The sequence below is a fragment of the Pantoea sp. X-Soil-TKNS-1207 genome (genome assembly GCF_059730485.1).
The window spans coordinates 3,678,448-3,704,149 of record NZ_AP035958.1 but is presented as its reverse complement, the minus strand read 5'-3'; the positions used below and the strand labels follow the sequence as shown (position 1 = coordinate 3,704,149).

The window sequence follows — 25,702 nt, the reverse complement described above, 5'->3', positions numbered from 1 at the left end:
TTTTTGATTTTCTGAATCGTAAGCTTTCATCGTTCAAAGACCAAATACGGCGGCCTGACTGCCGATAATTAATACAATAATATTTCGCATTTTTATTTTTCGTTAACACCACCAGGGCTGCTTAGTCAGCTCAGATTTAGGTAATCACTATGTTAGTGACTTCGTACGATTGGTTTACCGTCATTGTCTCCGTTCTGGTGGCAATGCTGGCCTCGTTTACCGCCCTTGATATGGCGGGGCGCGTGGCAACGTCTACTGGCAAAACAGCGCTGGTATGGCTGATGGGCGGCGGCTTTGCAATGGGTGTCGGCATCTGGGCGATGCACTTTATCGGCATGTTGTCGATGAGCCTCGATATGGTGATGAGCTACGACCCGCTGCTGACGGCGGGATCGATGGTGATTGCCGTGCTGGCGTCGATCTTCGCTTTGTGGCTGGTGTGCTCAGGCGAGCTGCCGTGGCCGCGACTGTGCGGCGGCGCGCTGGTAATGGGCACTGGCGTGGTGGCGATGCACTATACCGGCATGGCGGCGCTGATGTTTGAGCCGGGCATCACATGGAATGTCTATTGGGTAGCCGCTTCGGTGGTGATCGCGATGGCGGCCTCCGGTGCTGCGTTATGGCTGGCGTTCAATCTGCGCGAAGGCACCGGACGCGTCACCCTGCTGCGCCTCGGCGCGTCGGTGGTGATGGGCTGCGCTATCGCCGGTATGCACTATACCGGCATGGCGGCGGCCAACTTCCCGATGCACAGCGCGGCCACCCATATCGGCGTCAACAGCAACTGGCTGGCGATGCTGGTCACGGTGGTGACGCTGGCGATTCTTGGCATCACCTTGCTGGTCTCGATGCTGGATGCGCGTATGCAGGCGCGGACCTCCATTCTGGCGCGCTCGCTGGCGGAGGCCAACCGCGAGCTGGCTCAGCTGGCGCTGCATGACAACCTGACACGCCTGCCGAACCGTATTCTGCTGGAAGACCGTCTCGACCAGGCCATCAACAAAGCCGACCGTGAGAAATCGCAGTTCGCGCTGATGTTTATGGATCTGGACGGTTTCAAAGCGGTCAACGACGCCTTCGGTCATCACGTAGGCGACAACCTGCTGATTGGCGTCACCGAGCGCATGACCGGCGAGATGAAAGGCCACTACACGCTGGCGCGCATGGGCGGCGACGAGTTTGTACTGCTGATTGAGATTGACGACCCCAACGATGCGGCGGCGGTGGCCGATGCGCTGGTGAAGGCGATAGATCGTCCGTTCAGCATCTCGCGTTATGAGCTGGTGGTGTCGCTGAGTATTGGTATCGCCGTCTATCCGGGCGATGGTCAGGATGAGCGCGAACTGATGTTTAACGCTGACGCCGCGATGTACCACACCAAGAATAACGGGCGTAACGGCTACAACTTCTTCCAGCCCTCAATGAACACCCTGGCGCAAACCCAGCTTCAGCTGAATAACGATTTGTGGCAGGCGCTGGATAACCACGAACTGCGCCTGTTCTATCAACCGAAATATTGCGCGCCAAGCGGGCCGATCATTGGTTTCGAGGCTCTGCTGCGCTGGCAGCACCCGGTTCGCGGCCTGCTGGCGCCGGATAAATTTCTGCCGATCGCCGAGAAGACCGGCATGATCGTCAACATCGGCAACTGGGTCATCGATGAAGCCTGCCGCCAGCTGCACAGCTGGCATTTGCAGGGGCATCCTCACTGGTCGGTGGCGGTGAACCTGTCGGCTTTACAGTTCGAGCAGAGCAACCTGGTGGAAACCGTCACCCAGGCGCTGGCGCAGCATCAGATTCCGGCGGAGTTGCTTACGCTGGAGGTGACGGAAACCACGGCGATGCGCGACCCGGAAGAGAGTGTGCGTATCCTGACCGAGCTGACCAATATGGGGGTGAAAGCCTCGATTGATGACTTCGGCACCGGCTACTCCAGCCTGCTGTATCTCAAGCGGTTACCGGCCAGCGAGTTGAAAATCGATCGTGCGTTTGTCAACGAATTGCAGGCGAAATCGGAAGACGCCACCATCGTTTCGGCGATTGTGGCGCTGGCCCAGTCGCTGGACCTAAAAGTGGTGGCGGAAGGGGTCGAAACTGAGGAGCAGCAGGCGTTTCTCACCGGGCTGGGATGTAATACCTTGCAGGGATATCTGCTGGGCAAACCGGTGCCGCCGGAGCGCATTGGTGAGCTGCCGGAGTTTGTTGGGGCGGCGAATGAAACCGAAGTCGCGGCAAAATAAGTCGCGGTGCCGGGCCTGGCTGGCATAAATGGCGTCATCGATAGCGTGCGGTGCTTGACCTGGTCGGCATAAATGCCGACCCTACGGGTTTCCGCATCTAACTTTAGGCATGGAGCTTGCGGTGGCGAAATATCAGCAGCTGGTCGATCAACTGCGCGCACAAATTGAAGCCAATATCTGGCAACCGGGTGAAAAACTGCCGTCGCTGCGCCAGCAGGCCGATCAATCCGGCCTGAGCCTGATGACGGTGATGCACGCCTACGAAGTGCTGGAAAGCCAGGGCTGGCTCCTGTCGAAACCGCAATCGGGTTACTACATCGCTCCGCGTGCCGCCGCTGCGCGTCCGCGCCTGGCAACGCAAACCGTCAAACGCCCGGAACAAACCGATACCAACAGCTTCGTTTTTGATGTGCTACAGGCCACGCGCGATCCGGCCATTATGCCGTTCGGCTCCGCCTTTCCTGACCCGGAGCTGTTCCCGCAGCGGCAGCTGATGCGCTCGCTGGTGAAAGTTTCCCACAACCTGAAACCGACCGATGCGCTGAACAATCTGCCGCCTGGCAATGCCGAACTGCGCAAGATCCTCGCCCAGCGCTATGCGCAGCAGGGCATCACCATCTCGCCAGATGATATCGTGATTACCAACGGCGCGATGGAAGCGCTCAACCTTAGCTTGCAGGCGGTCACCGAACCCGGCGACTGGGTGGTGATCGAAAACCCCTCCTTCTACGGCGCCTTACAGGCGATTGAACGTCTGAAACTGAATGCCATCGCCGTTGCCAGCGATGTGGAGCAGGGGATTGATTTCGACGAACTGGAGCAGGCGCTGCAACGCTGGCCGGTGAAAGCCTGTTGGCTGATGACCAATCGACAAAATCCGCTCGGCTTTACCCTTAGCCATGCGCGCAAAGAGCAGCTGGTGGCGCTGCTGGCGCGCTATGGCGTGGCGCTGATTGAAGACGATGTGTATAGCGAACTGTGGATCGGCGACGAAAAACCGCTGCCAGCCAAAGCCTTTGATCGCACCGGGGATGTGCTGCACTGCGGCAGCTTCTCGAAAAACCTCGTGGCGGGTTTCCGCATCGGCTGGGTGGCGGCGGGGAGACATGCGCAGCGCGTCCAGCGCATCCAGCTTATGAGTACGCTCTCCACCAGCGCCCCGATGCAGCTGGCGCTGGCCGATTTCCTCTCGACCCGCAGCTACGACAGCCATCTGAAGCGGCTGCGGCAGACGCTGGCCAAGCGGAAACAACTGGCGCGTGCCGCGCTGCGCCGGGTACTGCCAGCCGAGGCCAGCATCAGCGATACGCCCGGCGGCTACTTTTTGTGGGTGGCTTTGCCAGTCGGCATCAATACCACGCAGCTGTATCATCAGGCGTTGCAGCAGGGGATCAGCATTGCGCCGGGGCAATTATTTTCCAGCAGCGAGGATTTCCGCCACTGCTTCCGCTTCAATACGGCATGGCCGTGGGATGCCCGCGCTGAGGCGGCGGTGGAGACGTTAGGCAGATTAATCAGCGAATTAGCCTTGCTTCCGGTTGGTATAAATACCGATCCTACAATCGCACCGTAGGGTCGGCATTAATGCCGACCTGGTCAAAAACCGCACCTAAACCTGCGCTGCCTGCTGATGGCCCCAGGTCAGATAATAAACATCGTAAAAATCCACTTCACCTTTCTGCTGCATCAGACGATTAATGCCGCTGCGCACGCGATCCGGTGTACCGGGGTTATCCAGAATTTTGGTGATGCCCTGTGGCGACACCGGCTGAATGTAATACCACTCACCGTTGTAACAAACGCGCAGATCCAGCGCATCGATATCCTCAAAACGGTACTTCGGATTGATATCCAGCAGCATCAGAAAACTCATCACCAGCACAAACACGGTCGCAAACCAGAACGCTGGCCAGCCGAGCATCTCAGTGGAGAAAATCAGCGCCACGCACAGCGCGTAGCACAGGTACATTGCGGCCCACAGCCCCGGATGGTTTTTCAGAAAGGAAAAGCTAAAGCGCGGCAAATTGTCGCGGCGTTCTTCACGATTCAGCGTGGCGATTTCATCAAGCAGGATTTGTTTTATGGCGTTCATGGTTCACCTCTCTTTCACTGCCTGCCAGTAAACCACGTAACAGAGAAGGGCGGCAGAGACAGATCACCGCAGAATTTTTATAACAGTTGCCCCCGCTGACCAACGCGACAAATTCAGACCGCCCAAAATGTTAAATGTGTTAATCATTAATTTGGCTTTAGTTAGAAAAATCATAATTTTATGTGAATTTTGTTGGCGGGCGCACATTGCAATGCCACCCGGCTTTGCCACACTTAAGTAACGTGGCTAACCGGAGAAAGAGTATGACTGCTTCCACTTCCAGCCTGCTGTTACTGATGTCTTTCGCCGCTGGCACCTTTGCCGCAGGGGCCTCCAGTAATCCGCAGCATTTAATGTTATCCGCCCCGTCTGGCGGGGTGCCGAACAATCCGTTGCCGCTGATCATCTGGCCGGGCATCGCGCCGGATTACGATGAGGATGACGAGCAGCACCAGGAAACCGCCGCCTGGTTTGAAGCCACCTTTACCCGCAACGGCTGGCCCGCTGCGTGGCGTTACCCGATCTTCCCCTACACCCATTACCACCCGAACACGCATGAAATACTGGGCGTCGGCGCGGGCTGGGCAGAAGTGCTGTTTGGCGGCGACAGCGGCCGTATGGTAACGCTGCGTGAAGGGGATGCGGTGCTGATCCCGGCCGGGGTCGGCCATAAACAGATCCATGCCAGTGAGGATTTCTTCACCGTTGGCGCCTATCCTGAAGGGATATCGCCGGAAACGTTGCGTGATGAACCTCGCTTCCTGAGAAGCTCACAGACGCAGATTCAGCGCGTACCCATACCACAGCGCGACCCTTTCACCGGCGGTGAGGGAGCAATGACGGAAATCTGGATACCCATTGCGCAGCTGATGCACCAGTAAGGTGCAATTTCGCAACAATCCGGCACTAAGCCACTGATAAGGTGCGCGTGCGACACAGGACGCACGCCCCTGGCACAGTTTGTGCAGCAGTGGAATCAGGTCCTCTGACAAGCGCCGGGTAAATCATGAAAGAAAGCTACCAGATAGCATCACACTTCTATGATGAGATGTTGTTGAGCGACGGCCAGTACCGCGCTCACTATCAGCACTACTGGGAATGGTTGCAAGCGGCGGACAAAGAGGCAGTGGCGCGTAAACGCGAAGAAGCGGAACTTTTGTTTCATCGTGTGGGCATCACCTTCAACGTCTACGGCGACGACAGCGGCGCCGAGCGCCTGATTCCGTTCGACAGCGTGCCGCGTATTATTCCTGCCAGTGAATGGGCCATGCTCGATCGCGGCATCCGCCAGCGGGTGCAAGCCCTCAACGCCTTCCTGCACGATATCTATCATCAACAGCACATCCTGAAGGCGGGCATCATTCCGGCCGAGCAGGTGCTGGTCAACGACCAGTATCAACCCTGTATGCAGGGCGTTGATCTGCATCGTAATATCTACGCGCATATCGTCGGCGTGGATATGGTGCGCAACAACGATGGCGAGTACTACGTGCTGGAAGATAACCTGCGCACCCCGTCCGGCGTCTCCTACATGCTGGAGAACCGCAAGATGATGATGCGCCTCTACCCGGAGCTGTTTGCCGAGCAGCATGTGGCGCCGGTGGAGCGTTATCCCTCGCATCTGTTGCAGACGCTGCGCGAAAGCTCGCCGGTTAACGATCCGGTGGTGGTGGTACTGACGCCAGGACGTTTCAACAGCGCCTATTTCGAACACAGCTTTCTCGCCCAGCAGATGGGGGTGGAGCTGGTGGAAAGCGCCGATCTGTTCGTCAAAGATGGCGCGGTGATGATGCGCACCACCGCCGGGCCGTGCAAGATCGATGTGATCTATCGTCGCGTGGACGATGCCTTCCTCGATCCGCTGGCGTTCCGCCCGGATTCCATGCTGGGCGTTCCGGGGTTGTTGTCGGTCTATCGTGCCGGCAACGTGGTGCTGGCGAATGCCATCGGCACCGGGGTGGCCGATGACAAATCGATCTACCCCTATGTGCCGGACATGATCCGCTTCTACCTCGACGAAGAACCGATCCTCAACAACGTCCCCACCTGGCAGTGCCGTAAACCGAAAGATCTCTCCTACGTGCTGGCCAATCTGCACAAGATGGTGGTGAAGGAGGTACACGGGGCGGGCGGCTACGGCATGTTGATTGGCCCGGTGGCAAGCCAGCAGGAGCTGAACGATTTCCGCGCGCGGTTGCAGGCGCGCCCCGATAATTACATCGCGCAGGACACGCTGTCGCTCTCCACCTGTCCAACCTTTATCGATAACGGCCTGGCGCCGCGCCATATCGACCTGCGGCCATTTGCCCTGTGCGGAGCGGATATTCGTCTGGTGCCGGGCGGCTTAACCCGCGTCGCGCTGACCGAAGGCTCGCTGGTGGTGAATTCGTCGCAGGGCGGCGGCACTAAGGACACCTGGGTTCTGGAGGATGACGCATCATGCTAAGCCGCACGGCCAGTGGCCTCTATTGGATGGCGCGTTATCTGGAGCGCGCGGAACAACTCGCCAGGGTGTTGGATGTGACCAACCGGCTATCGCTGATGCCGGTGCGCAACAGCCACGGCGATGAGCTGCTATTGCCGCTCAACCTCACCGGCACGCGTCAGCTGTTTGAAACCCTCAACGGGCGTTTCACCATGTCGCAGCTGTTCAACTTTTTCGCCCTTGATGAACGCAACCCCAGCAGCATCTACAGCTGCTGGCAGTCGGCGTGGAACAACGCCCACGCGGTGCGCGGCAGTTTGTCTTCGGAGGTATGGGAGAGCATCAACTCCACCTGGATTGAGATCCGCAAAATGCGGCGGGCGGGCATCAGCAGCGCCAACGCCGACAGCTTTTTTGACTGGGTAAAAGAGCGTTCGCACCTGTTTCGCGGCGCTATGTTTGGCACGCTGCTGCGCGGCGACGCCATGAGCTTTATTCGTCTCGGTACCCTGATGGAGCGCGCTGATGGCACCGCGCGTCTGCTGAGCGTGAACCAGCTGCTGCTGGAGCAGCATCCCGATTCGGTGCGTGAATATTATTGCCTCGACACCCTGCTGCGCGCGGTGTCGGCGCGCGAGGCGTACAACGCCATTTTCAAACAGCAGCTGATGCCGGATCTGGTCAACGAGATGCTGGTGCTGCGCAGCGAAAGTCCGCGATCGCTGCACTCCTGCATTGAAGAGATCGCCACCCAGCTGGAGCAGATCGGCAGCAGCGGCGAAGATCGTCCGCGCTATCTGAGCACCGTGCTGCTGGCCGAAATGCGTTTCAGCACCTGGGAAAGCCTGACGCGCGATGGTCTGGACAACTGGCTGAATCACTTCCTGGAAAACATCAACGCACTGGCCGAGAGCATCAATCACACCTATCTGGAGGCGAAATGAGACTGAACATTGAGCACAAAACCTGGTACGCCTATGAACATCAGGTGAAACTCAGCACCCAGTATCTGCGCCTGACGCCGCAAAACTCGGTGCATCAGCAAATTCTGTCATGGGAGCTGGCGCTGCCGTGCGAGGCCACGCGCACCGTCGACGCTTACGGCAACGTGATGCATGTGCTGACGCTGGATACGCCGCACCAGATGCTGGAAATTGCCGCGCGCGGCGTGGTGGAGATCCTGGATGATGGCGAAATGGCCGCCGATCCCGATTGCAGCCTGTCGCCGCTGATTTTCCTGCGCGCCACGCCGCTGACTCTGCCGGATGGCGCCATCCGTGATTTCGCTCAGCGCTACTGGCGGCCGGAAGCGCCGCTTGTCAGCCTGGAAAAACTGATGGGCGAACTGCTGCTGAAAATGCCTTATCAACCCGGCAGCACCGAGGTGAGTGATACCGCTGCGAAAGTATTTGCCGCCGGCTCTGGCGTTTGCCAGGATCACAGCCACGTATTTCTTGCCTGCTGTCGCAGTCTGGGGATTCCGGCGCGTTATGTCAGCGGTTATCTCTATACTGACAATGTCGAACACGTTGCCACTCATGCCTGGGTTGAGGCCTGGGTGGATGGCAGTTGGCACAGCTTTGATATCACCAACAACACGCGCAGTACCCGGCAGCATTTAAGGCTGGCGGTGGGTGTGGATTATCTCGATGCCTGTCCGGTGCGCGGTATGCGTCTGGGCGGCGGGGGTGAAGATATGCTGGCGGTGGCCGCGGTGCACCAGGTGCATTCGCAGTAGTAATTCTCTTTGCAGGCGTGACTATGACTTATTGTGTGGCAATGCGTTTATCATCAGGGATGATTTTTGTTTCCGACTCTCGCACCAATGCGGGTGTCGACCATATTTCGTCGTTTCGTAAGCTGCATGTGTTTCAGGTGGATGATGAACGCACGCTGGTGCTGCAAAGCGCTGGCAACCTCGCCACGACGCAAAGCGTGATGAGCCTGCTGCGGCGTGGCTGTGACGACAGCGATCAGCCCAATCTTCTTAACGGACGGTCGCTGTACGACATTGCGCTGCTGGTGGGGGAGATGCTGCGCGACGTGATTAAGCGCGATGGTGAAGAGTTTGGCGGCACGCTGCTGCTCGGCGGCCAGATCCGCGGTGAAGAACCGCGGCTGTTCCAGATCTATCCGCAGGGCAATTTTATTGAAGCCAGCGTCGATACGCCCTATTTCCAGATTGGCGAAAGCAAATATGGCAAGCCGATTATTGACCGCGTGCTGCGTTATGAAACTCCGCTCAGCCAGGCGATGCAGTGCGCGCTGATCTCAATGGACTCCACCCTGGCGAGTAACATTTCGGTGGGGCTGCCGCTTGATGTGATGATCTATCACAGCGACAGTTTTAGCGACAACGAGCAGTACCACATCACCGACCAGCATCCCTATTTTTCGCAGATTCGCCAGTTGTGGAGCAAAGGGTTGTTAAGCGTGTTCTCGCAGCTGCCGCCGTTGAAATTGTAATTTCCCGCACACCCGCGCGATAACGATAAATCGTGCCGCTACATTCAACGCTTCGGCCCGTAGCGGCGCAATTTATTGCGCATCTTTTAAACCGCATCCTTACGTCATAAATCTGAAAACAACGCGTTTTACCTTCGGGCCATAAACCGCCGCACATAAGAAGGTGAAAAAATGTTTTCTGTTGAACAGGTTCTCAATACTTACTGGCCACAACACCACCCCGCAGGCTGGCAGAAACGTCTGCTGAAATGGGCGCTGCGGGAAAACGAATTTCAGCAATTTGCCGCGCGCTATCGCCACCTGCAAGGGGTGGATATGGTGGAGCAGGTGCTGGAACACCTCGACGTGCGATGCGATCTCAGCGAACGCGATCTGGAGCAGATCCCCACCCACGGCCCGGTCGTGATTGTCGCCAACCACCCGCTGGGCGCGCTGGATGGCCTGGCGCTGCTGGCGGCGGTTTCGCAGGTGCGCCGCGACGTGAAAATCGTCGCCAACCGCATGTTGATGATGCTGGAGCCGCTTAACAGCCTGATGCTGCCGGTGGACAACATGGGCAACCGCACCAGCCGGGAACAGCTGACGCGGATGCAGCAGCACCTCGACAATCAGGGCGCCCTGATCATCTTCCCGGCCGGGGAAGTGTCACGGCTCACCAGCCGCGGGGTACGCGACCGGCGCTGGCATCACAGTTTCCTGCGCCTTGCCGCGCGCGCCCGTGCGCCGCTGGTGCCGGTCCACGTTGAGGGGCGCAACAGCACGGCGTTTTATGCCGCCGCCAATATCGCGCCGCCGCTGGCACTGTTGATGCTGGTGCGCGAAATGTTCCGCCAGCGCGGGTCACGCATCAAACTGCATATCGGCGAGCAGATCCCCTTTGCCCACTGGCACGACGGTCACACGCCGGGCAAAGAGCTGGCGAAGCGGCTGCGTAAGCACCTGTATCGTATCGGCCAGGGACGACGCGGCCTGTTTCAGACGGAGGCGGCGATTGCCCGTCCGGAAGATCGCGCCGAGCTGAAAAAAGCGCTGCTGGAGAGTGAACGACTCGGCACGCTGCCGGATGGTAAGCAGATCTACCTGTGGCGCCGCAACGGCGCCAGCTGGGTGCCGCTGCTGCGTGAGCTGGGCCGCCTGCGTGAAATCGCCTTCCGCGCGGTGGGCGAAGGCAGCGGCAAACGGCGCGACCTGGATAAGTACGATGATGATTACTATCACCTGATCCTGTGGGATGACGCGCAGCTGGAGATTGTCGGTGCCTACCGTTTTATCCCCGGCGCCGAGCAGCTGGAGCGACGCGGCCTTGAAGGCATCTACAGCGACAGCCTGTTCCATTACGACGAACGTATGCTGCCGATTATCCGTCAGGGGCTGGAGCTGGGACGCAGCTTTATTCAGCCAGCTTACTGGGGCAAACGCGGACTGGATTACCTGTGGATGGGGATTGGGGCTTACCTCGCCCGCTACCCGGAAACCCGCTATCTGTTCGGCCCGGTCTCGATCTCCGGCGGTATGCCGCTGGCGGCGCGCGATCTGCTGGTGGCGTTTTATCGCCTCTATTTCCCCACCGAACTGCCGCTGGCGACCTCGCGCCGTCCCTATCCGGCCTCGCTGCCGGAAGTGCTGGCGCAGTTTACCGGCGATAACTATCAGGAAGATTTACGCCGCCTGAAGCATCTGCTGGGCAACCTCGGCACCGCCATTCCCACGCTGTACAAACAATATTCCGAGCTGTGCGAACCGGGCGGGGTACAGTTTATTGATTTTGGTAGCGATCCCGATTTCAACCACTGTATTGATGGCCTGGTGCTGGTCGATCTGACGCGCGTCAAAGCCGCGCGCTACGAGCGCTATATCGCCATGCATCTGGCGGACGCTGGCGTGCAAAGCTAAGTCCGGTGTCACGACGCTGTCATCATGTGTGTGGTAGGGTCTTGGCCGGACAGTCAGATAAAGGCCAGAATCGATGGCGGCAATTACCCTTCGCGGACTGTGCAAATCCTTCGCTGCACAGCCGGTCCTGCATGACATCTCCCTGCATATTGCGCAGGGAGAATTTATCGCCGTACTTGGCCCCTCCGGCTGCGGCAAAACCACCCTGTTACGTCTGCTGGCGGGCTTTGAAACCGCCGACGCCGGTGAGATCCATGTCGGTGAGCGCTGCTTTGCCGCGCCCGGCCTGCATCTGCCGCCCGAGGAGCGTCAGCTCGGCGTGGTATTCCAGAGCTACGCCCTGTGGCCGCATATGACGGTGGCGGAGAACGTGGCATACAGCCTGAAAGTCAACGGCGTGGCACGCAGCGAGCGTGAGCGCCGCACGCAGCAGGCGCTGGCGCTGGTCGGGCTGGAGCCATTTGCCGCGCGCCGTCCGGCTGATCTCTCCGGTGGTCAGCGTCAGCGCGTGGCGCTGGCGCGTTGTCTGGTGGCGCAACCGTCGCTGGTGCTGCTGGATGAACCGCTCGCCAACCTCGATGTGCATCTGCGCGCCACCATGGAAGAGGAGTTCCGCCGCTTCCATCGTCATAGCCATGCCACCCTGCTGTATATCACCCACGACCAGCACGAAGCGATGGCGCTGGCCGATCGCATCGTGGTGATGGATGGCGGCCGCGTGATGCAGTTCGCCACGCCGCAAACCCTGTGGCGCGAACCGGCGAACGAGATGGTGGCCACTTTTATTGATGATGGCAAAGTGCTGCCGGTGCGCGATATCGAACCTCTCGGCGATGGTCGGGCGTACGCCACGCTGTGCGGCCTGCGCGTCGTCCTGCGGTGCGCCCGCCAGCAGTCGCCTCAGCCTTATGGCAAAGCCAGTTTTCATGCGGCTGATTTTCGCCTCGCCCTGCCGGGTGAAGCGCAGTTTGCCGCGCGCGTGCAGCGCGTGATTTATCGTGGCGGCCACCATCAGCTCAACCTGATGCCGCTGGACGCGCCCGAGTGCGGCCTGACGCTGATGCTGGCAGATGGCCCGATACCCGTTGCCGATGCCACCGTGGGTGTGGCAGTGCGCGACGGCTGGATTCTTCCTTCATAACAATCACCTGACTCATGGAAAAGGCTATGCGCACCTCGTTAAAAGTTGTGTTGTTCACCAGTGGATTACTGCTTTCTGCCGCCAGCCAGGCTGACGCAACCCCGTCAGGCAAGCTGGTGGTCTACACCTCGCAAGCGCCGGAAATCGCGCAGCAAACCATTGATGCGTTTAAAGCCGCTTACCCGAATATTGAGGTGGAGTGGACGCGTAACGGCACCACTCAGCTGATGAACGTGCTGCGCACCGAGATGATGAGCGGCCAGGCGAAGCCGGACGTGCTGCTGATTGCTGATGCCATCAACCTTGGCGCGCTGAAGAAAGAAAACCAGCTCTACAGCTACCAGGATGCGCCAGTCAGCCATATCAATGCCTCCTTCTATGACAAAGACAAAACCTTCTTTGGCACCAAAATCATCTCCACGGTGATCGCTTATAACACCCAACATGCCAAACCGATCGACAGCTGGAACGCGCTGGCGGTGGACGCCAATAAAGGCCAGATCGCCATGCCCAGCCCGCTCTACTCCGGCGCGGCGCTGTATAAGCTGCATACCGACATCAACACGCCGGATATCGGCTGGGACTTCTACAAAAAACTGGCGGCCATTGGCGTCGCGCCGCAGGGCGGCAATGGCCCGGCGCTGAAAGCGGTGGCCAGCGGGCTGGATAAATATGGCGTGATCACCGATGCCGATGTGATCCTCGCGAAGAAAAAAGGATCGCCGGTCGATCTGGTCTATCCGAAAGAGGGCGTCTCTTACGTCACCGAGCCGGTGGCGATCATGAAGACGGTGCACAACCTGCCTGCGGCCAAAGCCTTCGTCAACTTTATGCTGTCGGAGCAGGGCCAGAAACTGGTGGTGGAGCAGGGCAACCGTCCGGTGGACGATCGCGTGTCGGCACCGGCGGGCTTTACGCCGATCAACCAGATCAAGCTGCTGACGCCGGATGTGGCGAAAGCCATCGACGAGGATGCTGAGGTGCGCGATCAGTTCACCCAGCTGTTTGGCGGCTGACAATGAGCGTGCTGAGCAACGAATGGCGAAGCGTGGCGCGCGGCGGTCAACGCTGGCGGCTGCGCAGCGAAGGGGTCATTCTGGCGCTGATGGTGCTGCTGATTGCGTCACTGTCGGTGGCACCGCTGCTGCGGCTGGTATGGACGGCGGTGGCTCCACAGGGCGTGCCGGATATGGCGCGTCTGCTGCGTCTGCTGGCGAGCGAAAGGGTGTTGATCGCCACCGGCAATACGCTGCTGATTGCCTTTAGCTCGACGGCCCTCTCCCTGTTGCTCGGCACCCTGGCTGCCTGGCTGGTGGCGCTGACCAATCTGCGCGCCAAAACCGCCTGGGTGTTTGCCTTTATCCTGCCGCTGATGATCCCGCCGCAGGTGACGGCGTTAGCGTGGTTGCAGGCGTTAGCGCCCTCCAGCCCGCTGGCGCTGCTGTTTGCCTGGCTGGGCCTGCCGTGGTTTGCCCCCGGCGAGCAGCCGCTCTACTCCCTCAGCGGCATTGTGCTGCTGCTCGGTATGCACAACGCGCCGCTGGTGTTCCTCACCGTGCGTGCCGGGCTGCGGCGTTTACCCGCCGACCTGGTGGAAGCGGCGCAGGTCAGCGGCGCCTCGCGCTGGCGCGTGCTGTTCACCATCATTTTGCCGTTAGCGCGCCCGGCGATTTTTGCCGGTGCGGCGCTGACCTTTGTCGCCGCCGCAGGCAACTTCGGCATTCAGGCGATGCTCGGCATTCCGGCGCGGGTGCCGACTCTGATCACCCTGGTGTACCAGCAGCTGAACGGCATTGGTCCCGGCGCGCTGCCGAATACCGCCGTGTATGCGTTACTGATTGCCGCGATTACCCTCGCGGGCATGGGCCTCAGCGCCTGGCTCGGCGGACGGCATGATGTGCGCGTCAGCGGCGCGCCGCGCCTGTGGCAGCAGCCGCTGGGCCGTGCGCGCCGCGCGGTTGAGGGGCTGGCGTGGCTGTGGATGGGCCTGACCCTGCTGTTACCGGTCAGTGCGCTGCTGATCACCGCGCTGACCCACGGTTACGGCCAGGCGCTGACCTGGCAGACCCTGACGCTGGAGAACTTCCGTGCCGCGCTGTGGGGCTATCCGGCGGTGCGCAATGCCTTTATGACCAGCCTCGGCCTCACCACCCTGAGCGCGCTGGTGCTGACGCTGATGGCGCTGTTCCTGGCCTATTTTCTCAGCTGGCGCCGTACGCGGCTGGTGCGCGGCCTGTGGCTGGCGAGCGAACTGACTTACGCGCTGCCGGGCATCGTCACCGGCGTTGCGGCGCTGCTGTTCTTCCTGCGCCCGCTGCCGCTGATTGACGTCTCGCTGTATGGCACGGTGTGGATCATCCTCGCCGCCTATCTGGCGAACTTCCTCGCGCTGGTGCTGCGCCCGACGCTGGCGGGGTTCGCCCAGCTGGAACCGGCGCTGGATGAAGCGGCGCGTCTGTGCGGGGCCGGATTCCTGCGCCGGATGCGCGATATTCTGCTGCCGCTGGCGGCACCCTCGGCGCTGGCCGGAGCGGTGCTGGTATTCCTGACGGCGCTGAATGAAATCCAGGTTTCGGTGCTGCTGGTCACGTCACAAACCCAGACCATCGGCCCCACCATCGTCTTTCTCGATGAAGGCGGTTCGGCGTCGCTGGCCGCGGCGGTCGGTTGTCTGATGATCGTGGTGGTATGCCTGCTGATGGCAGTGGCCACCCGGCTGACGCGGCGACTGCCGCAGGGGGTATTACCGTGGCAGGCGTAACCGCGATTAGCGGCGTCGGCGGCAAACTGCCGGCGGCGTTTTTGCTGGAGATTGATGGCTATCGGCTGCTGTGGGATTTAGGTGCCGGTCCGCAGCCCGGCGTTCGCCCGGATATCGCCGCGATTGGACAGGTGGATGCGCTGTGCCTGACCCATTCCCATGGCGATCATGCCGCCTCGCTGGATTGCTGGGCACGCATCGGTTCGCCGCTGGTGTACGCCACCGAAACCACCTGGCTGCAACTGCCGGATGCGCCGGTGCCGATGCATGCCCGGCGTCTGCTGCCGTTGCGCGGCCAGATCGCCATCGGCCCGCTCAATCTGTTTACCGGCCGCAGCGGCCATTCCCCCGGTTCGGTATGGCTGCATCTGCCGGTGGCGGGCGGCATCACCTATATGGGCGACTGGAGCCGTGAATCCCTGCTGCTGCCGTTCGACTGTCCGCCGCGAGCGCAGTTGCTGATTACCGATGCCTCCTATGGCGATCGGACGCAGCGTCTCAGCGAGCAGATGGATGCGTTGGCCGAGGCGGCGGCACCCGGCGCGGTGGTGGCGGTCCCGACCCATGGCCGGGGGCCGGAAGTGGCGCTGCAACTGGTGGCGCGAGGTTTAATCGTGCAGCTGTGTCCGCAGATCCGCAGCGAAGTGACGCAACTGCTGGCGCTGGATAAGCTACCTGCCAGCGCGGCTCTGGCGCTGTTGCGTCTGCTGAAGCAACCGCAGCCGCAGCACTGGCTGCCGCAGAGCGTCATTGTCGCTGCCGATGCGGTGGCCGATAGCGGGCTGGCGGCGCAGCTGAGCCAGCAGCCGGGTTTCCAGCTGATTTTCAGCAGCCACGTCGCGCCCGGCACGCGCGCCGCCGGGTTGCTCGCCGCGCGCCAGGCGCGCTGGCTGCCGTGGAATGTCCATCCGCCGCTGGACGATCAGCTGTGGCTGATCAGTAAAACCGCCGCGCAGCGGGTAATCCCTGCTTTTGTCGCGCCGTCGCAGTGTGAACGCCTCGCCAGCCTGACGCCGCTCTGCTGGCAGCTACAGATTCCCCTCGCATGTCACCAGGATAGCCCGCGTTTCCCGCTGGAACACCGTCAACGCAGCATAATTAATTGAGTATCCCGCTGAACAATTTCTCGCCATTGCCGATAACCAAACTACCAACTTTTGCCTGTGGGCCGATAGCGCTTGTCAACGCTGCGTATTTGCTATTAAGTCTGCAGAGTAATTAAGAATTTTCCTGGGAAACCAGGCGACACCAGGCCAGAAATAGGCAAATAACAATGGATAATAATTCTGACGTCATGTACCGGTTGCTTGTGGAGAGCGTGCTTGATTACGCCATCTACATGCTCAAGCCGGATGGCACCGTGGCGAGCTGGAACGCCGGGGCGCAACGCGCGAAAGGCTACACATCTGAAGAAATTGTTGGCAGGAATTTCGCGCTGTTCTTTAGCGAGGAAGATCGTAAAAACGGTGTTCCGCAGCGCGGTTTAGCCAGCGCGAACGCCAACGGGCGCTATGAAACCGAAGGCTGGCGTTACCGGAAAGATGGCAGCGCCTTCTGGGCGCATGTGATTATCGACACCATCCGCGATCAGTATGGCGAACTGCTGGGATTCGCCAAAATTACCCGCGACTGCACGCAACAGCAGGAGCAGCAACGGAAACAGCGCGAGCAGGAAGAGCGCTTTCGCCTGCTGGTGGAGGGCGTCACTGATTACGCCATCTATATGCTGGACCTCGACGGCAACGTCGAAAACTGGAATGCCGGTGCGCAACGCGCCAAAGGTTACGTCGCCGAGGAGATCGTCGGCCAGCACTTCTCCCGCTTCTACAGCGCCCAGGATCGCCTGAATCACACGCCGGAAAAGAACCTTAGCATCGCGTTTAAAACCGGTCGCTTCGAAGATGAAGGCTGGCGCTACCGCAAAGATGGCAGCGCCTTCTGGGCGCATGTGATCATTGATGCGATTCGCGATGACGCCGGTAAGCTGATCGGCTACGCCAAAATTACCCGCGACTGCACCGAGCAGCAGGTGATGATACGCGCGCAGCGCGAGCAGGAAAAAACCTTCCGCCTGCTGGTGGAAGGCGTCAGGGATTACGCCATTTACATGCTGGATGTGCAGGGCATAGTGGTGAACTGGAATGCGGGCGCTCAGCGTGCCAAAGGCTATCGCGCCGCTGAGATTGTCGGCCAGCATTTTTCGGTGTTTTACGGTTCTCAGGAACGACAGGCTCGCGCGCCGGATGCCAATCTCGGTATTGCGCTGAAAACCGGTCGTTTTGAGGATGAGGGCTGGCGCTATCGCAAAGACGGTTCTGCCTTCTGGGCGCATGTAGTGATTGATGCCATCCACAATGAGGAAGGCCGCCTGATTGGGTTCGCCAAAATTACCCGCGATATCACCGAACGTCGTGAACATGAACAGCAACTGCTGCGCGCACGGGATTTGGCCGAAGCGCAGAGCGCCAAAGCGTCTGAGCTGTCGAAATTCCTCGATACCATCATCACCCATATCCCATCCTGCGTGATTGTCGAAGATGCCATCAGCCGCGAGATCCTGATGGTCAACGACAAAGCCGAGCAGCTGTTTGGCATCAATAAGATGTTGATCATGCATAAACGCCCGCACGAATGCATGTCGGCGGAGCTGAGCGATTATTTCAACAGCCTGGCGGATATCGCGCTGCGCAGCGAAGGTATTCATACCCGCGAACAGCTGCTGCTCACCGCCAGCGGCGAGCGCATTCTGCATACCCGCGCCACCACCATCGCGGGCAAGGATCTGCGTCAGAACTTTGTCATGCTGATTGTCGAAGACGTTACCGACCAGCGTGAGGTGGATGCGCGTATCCATCATATGGCGCATCACGACAACCTCACCAGCCTGCCCAACCGTATCCTGTTCCGCCAGAAACTGAGTGAAGCGTTGCGCGTCGATAATCAGAGCACGCAGATCACCGCGACGCTGTGTCTCGATCTGGATAACTTCAAAAACGTTAACGACGCGCTGGGCCATCAGATCGGTGATGAACTGCTGCGTTCGGTGGCGAAGCGTCTGCGCAATGTGCTGCGCGACCATGACACCCTGGCGCGTATCGGCGGGGATGAGTTTGCCATCGTGCTGCCGAATATCCGTAACCCAGACGAAGCGGCGGTGGTGGCGCAGCGCCTGATCGAGGCGATTCGTCCGCCGGTGAATGTGGAAGGGCACAACCTTTCGGTGGGGCTGAGCGTCGGTATCGCACTCAGCTCACAGGCTGTCAACACCCCGGAACATATGCTGCGTTGCGCCGATATGGCGTTGTACGAAGCCAAGCGCAATGGCCGCAACCGCTATGAGCACTTCACGCTGGAGATGGATGACCTGGCGCGCAGTCGTCGGGTGATCGAAAACGATCTGCGTGATGCCATCAGCGGCCGTCAGCTGAAGTTGTATTATCAGCCGATCACCGATGGCAACGACAAAGGGATCATTGGCTACGAAGCGCTGATGCGCTGGCATCACCCGATCAAAGGGCTGATCATGCCAAATGATTTTATCCCGATCGCCGAAGAGACCGGGCTGATCCACCTGCTGGGTGCCTACGCCCTGTATGAAGCCTGTCGCGAAGCGGCGAGCTGGGAAGGGGAGCAATCGGTCTCGGTCAACCTGTCGCCGTTGCAGTTCAAGAACAGCTCGCTGGTGTCGGTGGTGGAAAGCGCGCTGCAAGAGTCCGGACTGGCGCCGCACCGTCTTGAAGTGGAGATCACCGAATCGGTGCTGCTGGACGATACCCTCGGCAATATCCGCATCCTGCAAAGCCTGAAGGCGCTGGGGGTGCAGATTGCGCTGGATGATTTCGGTACCGGCTATTCATCCCTTAGCTATCTGCGTTCCTTCCCGTTCGACAAGATCAAAATCGACAAGTCGTTTATCAACGATATGGGCGACAGCCGCGAGGCGCTGGCGATTATCCGCGCCATCACCGGCATGAGCCGCAGTCTCGATATCCAGATCACGGCGGAAGGCGTGGAGAGCAGCGAGCAGTTCGCGAAGCTGCGCGAAGAGGGTTGTACCCTGTTCCAGGGCTATCTCTTCGGCCGCCCGCAGCCGTCGGAGCTGCGTCTGAAGACGCTGGTGTAAGCAGCATATTAACCCGGTCGGCATAAATGCCGACCCTACGGTGTAGGGTGCGCATTTATGCGCACCGGGTTTAATCATACAAACCGTGCGGTTATAACCCGGTCGGCATAAATGCCGACCCTGCGGTGTAGGGTGCGCATTTATGCGCACCGGGTTTAATCATACAAACCGTGCGGTTATGAAGCAGGTCGGCATAAATGCCGACCCTGCGGTGTAGGGTGCGCATTTATGCGCACCGGGTTTAATCATACAAAGCGTGCGGTTATGAACCCGGTCGGCATAAATGCCGACCCTGCGATGTAGGGTGCGCATTTATGCGCACCGGGCTTAATCATACAAACCGTGCGGTTATGAAGCAGGTCGGCATAAATGCCGACCCTGCGGTGTAGGGTGCGCATTTATGCGCACCGGGTTTAATCATACAAACCGTGCTGTTATGAACCCGGTCGGCATAAATGCCGACCCTGCGATGTTGGGTGCGCATTTATGCGCACCGGGTTTAATCATACAAAGCGTGCGGTTATGAAGCAGGTCGGCATAAATGCCGACCCTGCGATGTAGGGTGCGCATTTATGCGCACCGGGTTTAATCATACAAAGCGTGCGGTTATGAACCAGGTCGGCATAAATGCCGACCCTGCGATGTAGGGTGCGCATTTATGCGCACCGGGTTTAATCATACAAACCGTGCTGCTGCACCGGCGCATGGCTTTGATTGCTGCGGATGCGGCGCACCGAATCGCGTACCACCAGTTTACCGTGCAGCAACAGGCTGCCCGGTGGCGATGACGGGTGCAACCGCAGCTGCTGCAACAGCCGTACCGCCGCTTCGCCCAGCTCATCGCGCGGCACCTGGAGCGATGTCAGCGGAATATCGTGAATCGCGGCCAGATTAAAGCCATCCATACTCATCACCGACACATCCTGGGGCACGCGCAGTCCGGCCTGCTGTAAGGCGGCCACCGCCCCGGCTGCAATAAAATCACCCCCCGCCAGAATTGCGGTCGGCCGCTGCGCCGCCGGGCAGTGCTGCAAAAATTCAGCGAGACGCTGCGTCGTTTCGCTGGCAGCAAAACTCTCCAGCGGCAACAAATGACGGGCCGGATCGAACGTCAGATTCATTGCCTGCCACGCATCACGGACCCCCTGTAAGCGCAGCTCCATGGTGTGACGGCGCAGGCAGTGCAGCGTCAGAATGTCGCGATGCCCCTGATCAAACAGGTAACGCGCGGAGCATTCGCCAATCAGCTGGTGATGCGGCGACACCGATGACAGCCGCATACTGCGATCCAGCGCATTAATCAGCACGCAGGGCTTGCCGAGGTCTGCCGCCAGCTGGTGGATATAACCATCATCAATACCGACCAGCAGCGCCGCATCGGCCTGCTGCATCTTCTCCTGAAACAGCGCCGCATCGCTCTCCACCTCCGCCAGCGGGCAAAAACGTAGCCGCACTTCATGGCTGCTCAGCGCCTGACTGATGCCCTGAATCACCTTGTAGTAAAAAATGTCGCTGCGGACGTCGAAAGCGCGCGGTGGGGCAAACACCATCAATTGATTGAGCAGCAAACGCCCCTGATGCAGGTTATCCAGCACCCCTTGCTGCTGTGCCACCGCCAGCACCTTGTCGCGGGTGGCTGGTCGGGTGTTGGCTTTACCCGCCAGCACGCGTGAAACGGTACTGATGGAGACGCCGCTTAGCGCCGCAATTTCACTCACTTTGAGCTTTTGCTTCATTCTGTGATCGCCTTCAAATCGCCAAATGAAAAATTTTTCATCAGTAGCTGAATCGCATCCGTTCTGGAAAATTTGGCATAAACGACAAAAAAACGACTCTGCCATGAAAAAAGTTGCAAAAAAGTGGCTGGTGCCACGTTTCAGGCTTTTTTAACGTCGGGGTGGGTTCACGTAGTACGCCCTGGGCGATGTGAAGGAAGGTGCTCCCGCACCCTGACAGGAGTAAACGATGAGCGTGGAATCAAGTTCAAAACCGCTGGCCGCGTCACGCACGCAGCGTGCGGTGCGGCATTTACGCTGGTGGATGCTGGCGCTGTTTTTGCTGGGCGTGACGGTGAATTACATCACGCGTAACTCGCTGGGCATTCTCGCCCCCGAGCTGAAAAACAGCCTGCATATGAGTACCGAACACTACTCCTGGGTGGTGGCCGCCTTCCAGCTGGCTTACACCCTGTTCCAGCCGCTGTGCGGCTGGCTGATTGATGTCATCGGCCTGAAGATGGGCTTCCTGATTTGCGCGCTGGTGTGGTCCATCACCTGCCTGCTGCACGCCGGGGCCGGTAGCTGGCTACAGCTGGCGCTGTTGCGTTTTGTGATGGGCGCGTCGGAAGCGGCCGCCACGCCCGCCAATGCCAAAGCGATTGGCGACTGGTTCCCGAAAAAAGAGCGACCGGTTGCCGCCGGATGGGCCGGGGTAGGGTTCTCTGTTGGCGCGATGCTGGCTCCGCCAATTATCTATATCGCCCATATCAGTTTTGGCTGGCAGGGGGCGTTTCTGCTGTGCGGCGGCCTTGGCCTGCTGTGGGTAGGTTTATGGTGGTGGGGTTACCACGGCCCGGAAAGCCATCCGCGTCTCAGTGATGACGAGCGCGCCTTTATTATTCAGGACAACGAAACCCGCGGGGCAAAGCTGCCGTTCTTTAGCGCGCTGAAAGTCATCGGGAAACAGAAAAAATTCTACGGCATCGCCATCCCGGCTTTTCTGGCGGAACCGGCCTGGGCGGTGCTGAGTTTCTGGGTGCCGCTGTATCTCGCCAACGAACGCGGCATGGATCTGAAACATATCGTGATGTTTGCCTGGCTGCCCTTCCTCGCCGCCGATCTCGGCAGCATCGCCAGCGGCTATCTGACGCGCCTGTATGTCCGCTGGTTCGGTCTGACGCGGGTGAACTCGATTGTCGCCAGCTCGATCACCGGCGCGTTCCTGATGCTGGCGCTGGCGCTGATGACGCTGGTGAAAGATCCGTATCTGGCGATTGCGTTGATTGCCGTCGGCGGCTTTGGCCATCAGGTGATCTCCTGCATGCTCAGCGCGTTAGTGGTGGAGCGTTTTGACCGCCAGCAAATGGCGACGGTCAACGGGATGCGTGGCTCCTGCGCCTGGATCGCCAGCTTTATCTTCTCCCTGATTATCGGCGTCACCGCCGACACCCTCGGCTTTAACCCGTTATTTATCGCTATGGGCTTTTTTGACCTGATCGGCGCGATTTTTCTGCTGATGTTTATTGCCGAACGTCGTAAAGCGAATTCGTAAGGACGAACACCATGAAAACTTTGAAAAACTGGACGCTGTTGCAGCAGACCGCGCAGGGCATTGAACTGCTTGTCGAGCAACGTCATCGGCTGTGCATTATGGTGCTGGAAGACGGGCTGATGCGCGTGCTGCTGAAGCGCGAGGGGCAGCTGGCGCTGAACCGCACCTGGAGCATTGCGCCGCAGGAGGATGTGCCGTGGGAGGGGCGCGATCGGGAATCGCTGGCGGGCTTCAGCCTGCCGCCTTATCAGCTGGAGCAACTGGCATCGGGCCTGCGTCTTGGCAGCAGCGTGCTGCGCGTCACGGTGCATCAGCCGCTGTGGCTAAGCTGGGACTATTTTGACGGGCAGCAGTGGCAGCCGCTGGCGGAGGATCGCCGTACCGGCGCTTATCTGCTGAATGCCCACGGTGATGGGGTGGAGCATTATCAGCGTCGTCTGGCGGACGATCGCGTGTATGGCTTGGGGGAAAAAACCGGCGATCTCAATCGTGCTGGTCGCCGTTTTGAGATGCGTAACCTTGATGCGATGGGCTACAACGCCGCCAGCACCGACCCGTTGTACAAACATATTCCGTTCTCTATCACCCAGCGCGCCGGCGTCAGCTTCGGCCTGTTTTACGACAATCTGAGCAGCAGCTGGCTCGATTTTGGTAACGAGCTGGATAACTACCATCTGCCGTACCGCCGCTATCGCGCCGAAGCGGGCGACCTCGATTATTACCTGCTGTTGGGACCGAAGGTGCTGGATGTCACCAAAGCCTTTGTGCGCCTCACCGGCCGTACTCTTTTTCAGCCGAAATGGAGCCTTGGCTACAGCGGCTCCACCATGCATTACACCGATGCGCCGGATGCGCAGCAGCAGCTGCTGTCGTTTATCCGTTTATGCCGTGAACATCAGATCCCCTGCGACTCCTTCCAGCTCTCCTCCGGCTATACCTCGATCAACAACAAGCGCTATGTGTTCAACTGGAACTACGACAAAGTGCCGTCGCCGGAAAGCATGAGCGCCGCCTTTCATCAGGCGGGCATTAAGCTGGCGGCCAATATCAAGCCCTGCCTGCTTCAGGACCATCCGCGCTATGGCGAAGTGGCGGAGCGCGGGTTGTTTATCCGTGATTCAGAGCAGGATCAGCCGGAGCGCTCGGTATTCTGGGATGACGAAGGTTCGCACCTCGATTTTACCCACCCGGATGCGGTGCGCTGGTGGCAGGAGAATGTCACGCGCCAGCTGCTGGAAAAGGGCATTGACGCCACCTGGAACGACAACAACGAATATGAAGTGTGGGATGGCGAAGCGCGCTGCCACGGTTTTGGTCAGCCGATTGCCATCAAACATATCCGCCCGGTGATGCCGCTGCTGATGATGCGCGCGTCGCTGGAGGCCCAGCAGCGTTTCGCGCCGGATAAGCGTCCGTATCTGATCTCCCGTTCCGGCTGCGCCGGGATGCAGCGTTACGTGCAAACCTGGAGCGGCGATAACCGTACCAGCTGGCAGACGTTGCGCTACAACATCCGCATGGGGCTGGGCATGAGCCTGTCCGGGCTGTTTAACGTTGGTCATGACGTCGGCGGCTTTTCCGGGGACAAGCCAGACGCCGAGCTGCTGGTACGCTGGGTGCAGAACGGCGTGATGCATCCGCGCTTCACCATCCATTCGTGGAATGACGATCGCACCGTCAACGAACCCTGGATGTACCCGGCGGTGACGCCGCTGGTCCGCGACGCCATGCGCCTGCGCTACCGTCTGCTGCCTTATCTCTACACGCTGCTGTGGCAGGCCAGCGCTGATGATGAGCCAATGTTGCGCCCCACTTTCCTCGATCATGAGGAAGATAGCGTAACCTGGCAGGAAAATGACGACTTTATGCTGGGGCGGGATTTGCTGGTGGCGAGCGTGGTGGAGCCGGGGGCGCGTCAGCGCGAGGTTTATCTGCCGCGCAACCCGCACGGCTGGTACGACTGGCACAGCGGACAGTGGTATCAGGGCGGCCAGACCATCACGCTGGCTGCGCCGCTGGATCGTCTGCCGCTGCTGGTGCGTGCTGGTGCGGCGATTCCGCTGGGGCGTTGTGAAACCGCCACCGATGCGCAGCAGGATAGCGTGCGCGAGCTACAGCTATGGCCCGCACCGGGCGAAGCCCGCAGCCACGGCGAGTTGTTTGATGACGACGGGGAAAGCCACGGCTGGCGCGCAGGCCACGCATTATGGACCACATGGACGCTGAGCGGCAGCGATACGCGCCTCGATCTGACGCTGACAACGCGCGGAGATTACCAGCCGGCCTGGCGTGACATCAGCGTGCAGCTGCCGCCGGGAGAGACACGCGAACTGTGGATTAACGGGGTGAAAAGCGATCGCTTCAGCCGCTAAGCGCGCGCGAAAATCGCCGTCACTGCTTCAGGATGCAGGTCTGTGGGGAACGGGCGGTCGTCAGAGGGGATAAAACAAAACGGCCCACGCGAGGTGGGCCGTTGCGGCTTATGCGCCGTGGCTTTCGGCGTTCATGCGGCCCAGATCTTTGTCGATCAGGAACAGGCCTTCGCCTTTGTTGCCTACCAGCGCCAGTTTATCCAGCACGGTTTTGAACAGTTTCTCTTCTTCATGCTGCTCAGAAACATACCATTGCAGGAAGTTGAAGGTTGAGTAGTCCTGCGTGGTCATGGCTGAGTGCGCCAGCTCGTTGATTTTGCTGGTGATCAGCTTCTCGTGCTTCAGCGTTTCTTCGAACAGCTCAGCCAGTGAGTTCCAGCTGATCGGCGGCGCCGCGATGCTGCCCAGCACCGGCAGCGCACCGGTGTCGCTCAGATAATCGAACAGGCGCTGCATATGTTCCATCTCTTCGCGTGAATGCATTTTCAGGAAGGAGGCTGCGCCTTCAAAGCCTTTGTCGCTGCACCAGGCGCTCATTTGCAGGTAGAGGTTGGCAGAGAAGAATTCCAGATTCAGTTGGTCATTCAGACGTGCGGTCATTTCAGCAGTTAACATGGCCGATTCCTTTTTTAATATTCAGGTGAGTGCGGCGAATTATGCATCAATCTATACTTTTTTGGGAAGTGATTTTCGCAAAAAAGTTGAATTTATCTTATTGATTATAAATGGAATTATTCAGGTTTTTGAATGCGACCGATTCTCATTTTAGTCCTCTTTTCACCCACCGGACATGCACTGTTATGGTGCGTTGCGACTGTGCAATATCGGGGCAGGTGATTTTATTTTCAGCGATCTGATTACCTGTTGAAAATATAAATCCGGGTAAGTATGGCGGAGAAAGTTAATTTCGTTACGCAGA

Annotated in this window: 18 protein-coding genes; 15 read left to right on the top strand and 3 right to left on the bottom strand. The window is 59.3% G+C overall.

The features are described from left to right. Positions 1-149: 149 nt before the first annotated feature. Together AC6I8V_RS17125 and AC6I8V_RS17120 are read left to right on the top strand one after the other, a co-directional pair. Complete coding sequence (locus AC6I8V_RS17125; RefSeq protein WP_497843420.1) at positions 150-2,240, top strand: putative bifunctional diguanylate cyclase/phosphodiesterase; 2,091 nt, start codon at positions 150-152, stop codon at positions 2,238-2,240. Positions 2,241-2,361: 121 nt separating this feature from the next. After that, positions 2,362-3,813, top strand: coding sequence for an aminotransferase-like domain-containing protein (locus AC6I8V_RS17120; RefSeq protein WP_497843419.1), 1,452 nt, complete (start codon positions 2,362-2,364; stop codon positions 3,811-3,813). Positions 3,814-3,849: 36 nt separating this feature from the next. Here AC6I8V_RS17120 and AC6I8V_RS17115 read toward each other — a convergent pair whose 3' ends face one another. Beyond that, the gene (locus tag AC6I8V_RS17115) at positions 3,850-4,332 is read right to left on the bottom strand and encodes a YlaC family protein (protein ID WP_497843418.1); all 483 of its coding nucleotides are present in this window, start codon (positions 4,330-4,332) and stop codon (positions 3,850-3,852) included. 263 nt (positions 4,333-4,595) lie between these two features. Between AC6I8V_RS17115 and AC6I8V_RS17110 the strand changes: the two genes are divergently transcribed. The 11 genes from AC6I8V_RS17110 to AC6I8V_RS17060 all read left to right on the top strand — a co-directional run bounded on the left by AC6I8V_RS17110 (position 4,596) and on the right by AC6I8V_RS17060 (position 19,141). Continuing rightward, positions 4,596-5,213, top strand: a complete 618-nt coding sequence (locus tag AC6I8V_RS17110; protein WP_497843417.1) for a hypothetical protein — start codon at positions 4,596-4,598, stop codon at positions 5,211-5,213. A gap of 125 nt (positions 5,214-5,338) precedes the next feature. Further along, positions 5,339-6,778 (top strand): circularly permuted type 2 ATP-grasp protein, encoded by a 1,440-nt coding sequence (locus AC6I8V_RS17105; protein WP_497843416.1) that lies wholly within the window; start codon positions 5,339-5,341, stop codon positions 6,776-6,778. Further along, positions 6,772-7,701, top strand: a complete 930-nt coding sequence (locus AC6I8V_RS17100; RefSeq protein ID WP_497843415.1) for an alpha-E domain-containing protein — start codon at positions 6,772-6,774, stop codon at positions 7,699-7,701. Before AC6I8V_RS17105 ends, AC6I8V_RS17100 begins: the two co-directional genes overlap by 7 nt. Then, a complete protein-coding gene (locus AC6I8V_RS17095) occupies positions 7,698-8,495 on the top strand; it encodes a transglutaminase family protein (RefSeq protein WP_497843414.1) in 798 nt (265 codons plus the stop codon). The genes AC6I8V_RS17100 and AC6I8V_RS17095 overlap by 4 nt, the downstream gene beginning before the upstream one ends. A gap of 23 nt (positions 8,496-8,518) precedes the next feature. Then, positions 8,519-9,223 (top strand): proteasome-type protease, encoded by a 705-nt coding sequence (locus AC6I8V_RS17090; RefSeq protein ID WP_497843413.1) that lies wholly within the window; start codon positions 8,519-8,521, stop codon positions 9,221-9,223. Between the two features lie 171 nt (positions 9,224-9,394). After that, positions 9,395-11,116, top strand: coding sequence for a bifunctional ornithine lipid synthase OlsF (gene olsF / locus AC6I8V_RS17085; protein ID WP_497843412.1), 1,722 nt, complete (start codon positions 9,395-9,397; stop codon positions 11,114-11,116). Positions 11,117-11,189: 73 nt separating this feature from the next. Beyond that, the gene (locus AC6I8V_RS17080; RefSeq protein WP_497843411.1) at positions 11,190-12,257 is read left to right on the top strand and encodes an ABC transporter ATP-binding protein; all 1,068 of its coding nucleotides are present in this window, start codon (positions 11,190-11,192) and stop codon (positions 12,255-12,257) included. Between the two features lie 14 nt (positions 12,258-12,271). Beyond that, entirely contained in the window at positions 12,272-13,273 is a 1,002-nt protein-coding gene (locus tag AC6I8V_RS17075; protein ID WP_497843410.1) for an ABC transporter substrate-binding protein, read from the top strand. 2 nt (positions 13,274-13,275) lie between these two features. After that, the gene (locus AC6I8V_RS17070) at positions 13,276-15,018 is read left to right on the top strand and encodes an ABC transporter permease (RefSeq protein WP_497843409.1); all 1,743 of its coding nucleotides are present in this window, start codon (positions 13,276-13,278) and stop codon (positions 15,016-15,018) included. After that, positions 15,006-16,124: an MBL fold metallo-hydrolase gene (locus AC6I8V_RS17065; RefSeq protein WP_497843408.1), complete on the top strand. Its 1,119-nt coding sequence runs from the start codon at positions 15,006-15,008 to the stop codon at positions 16,122-16,124. Before AC6I8V_RS17070 ends, AC6I8V_RS17065 begins: the two co-directional genes overlap by 13 nt. A 167-nt stretch (positions 16,125-16,291) precedes the next feature. Then, positions 16,292-19,141 carry a sensor domain-containing protein gene (locus AC6I8V_RS17060; RefSeq protein ID WP_497843407.1) on the top strand — a complete coding sequence of 950 codons (2,850 nt, stop codon included), beginning with the start codon at positions 16,292-16,294 and terminating at the stop codon, positions 19,139-19,141. 671 nt (positions 19,142-19,812) lie between these two features. Here the strand turns inward: AC6I8V_RS17060 and AC6I8V_RS17055 are convergent. Next, positions 19,813-20,877: a LacI family DNA-binding transcriptional regulator gene (locus AC6I8V_RS17055; RefSeq protein ID WP_497843406.1), complete on the bottom strand. Its 1,065-nt coding sequence runs from the start codon at positions 20,875-20,877 to the stop codon at positions 19,813-19,815. 229 nt (positions 20,878-21,106) lie between these two features. Between AC6I8V_RS17055 and AC6I8V_RS17050 the strand changes: the two genes are divergently transcribed. Then, the gene (locus AC6I8V_RS17050; protein ID WP_497843405.1) at positions 21,107-22,411 is read left to right on the top strand and encodes an MFS transporter; all 1,305 of its coding nucleotides are present in this window, start codon (positions 21,107-21,109) and stop codon (positions 22,409-22,411) included. Positions 22,412-22,422: 11 nt separating this feature from the next. Further along, entirely contained in the window at positions 22,423-24,783 is a 2,361-nt protein-coding gene (locus AC6I8V_RS17045) for a glycoside hydrolase family 31 protein (protein ID WP_497843404.1), read from the top strand. A gap of 108 nt (positions 24,784-24,891) precedes the next feature. Here AC6I8V_RS17045 and ftnA read toward each other — a convergent pair whose 3' ends face one another. Beyond that, positions 24,892-25,398: a non-heme ferritin gene (ftnA, locus tag AC6I8V_RS17040; protein ID WP_497843403.1), complete on the bottom strand. Its 507-nt coding sequence runs from the start codon at positions 25,396-25,398 to the stop codon at positions 24,892-24,894. Positions 25,399-25,702: the final 304 nt, after the last annotated feature.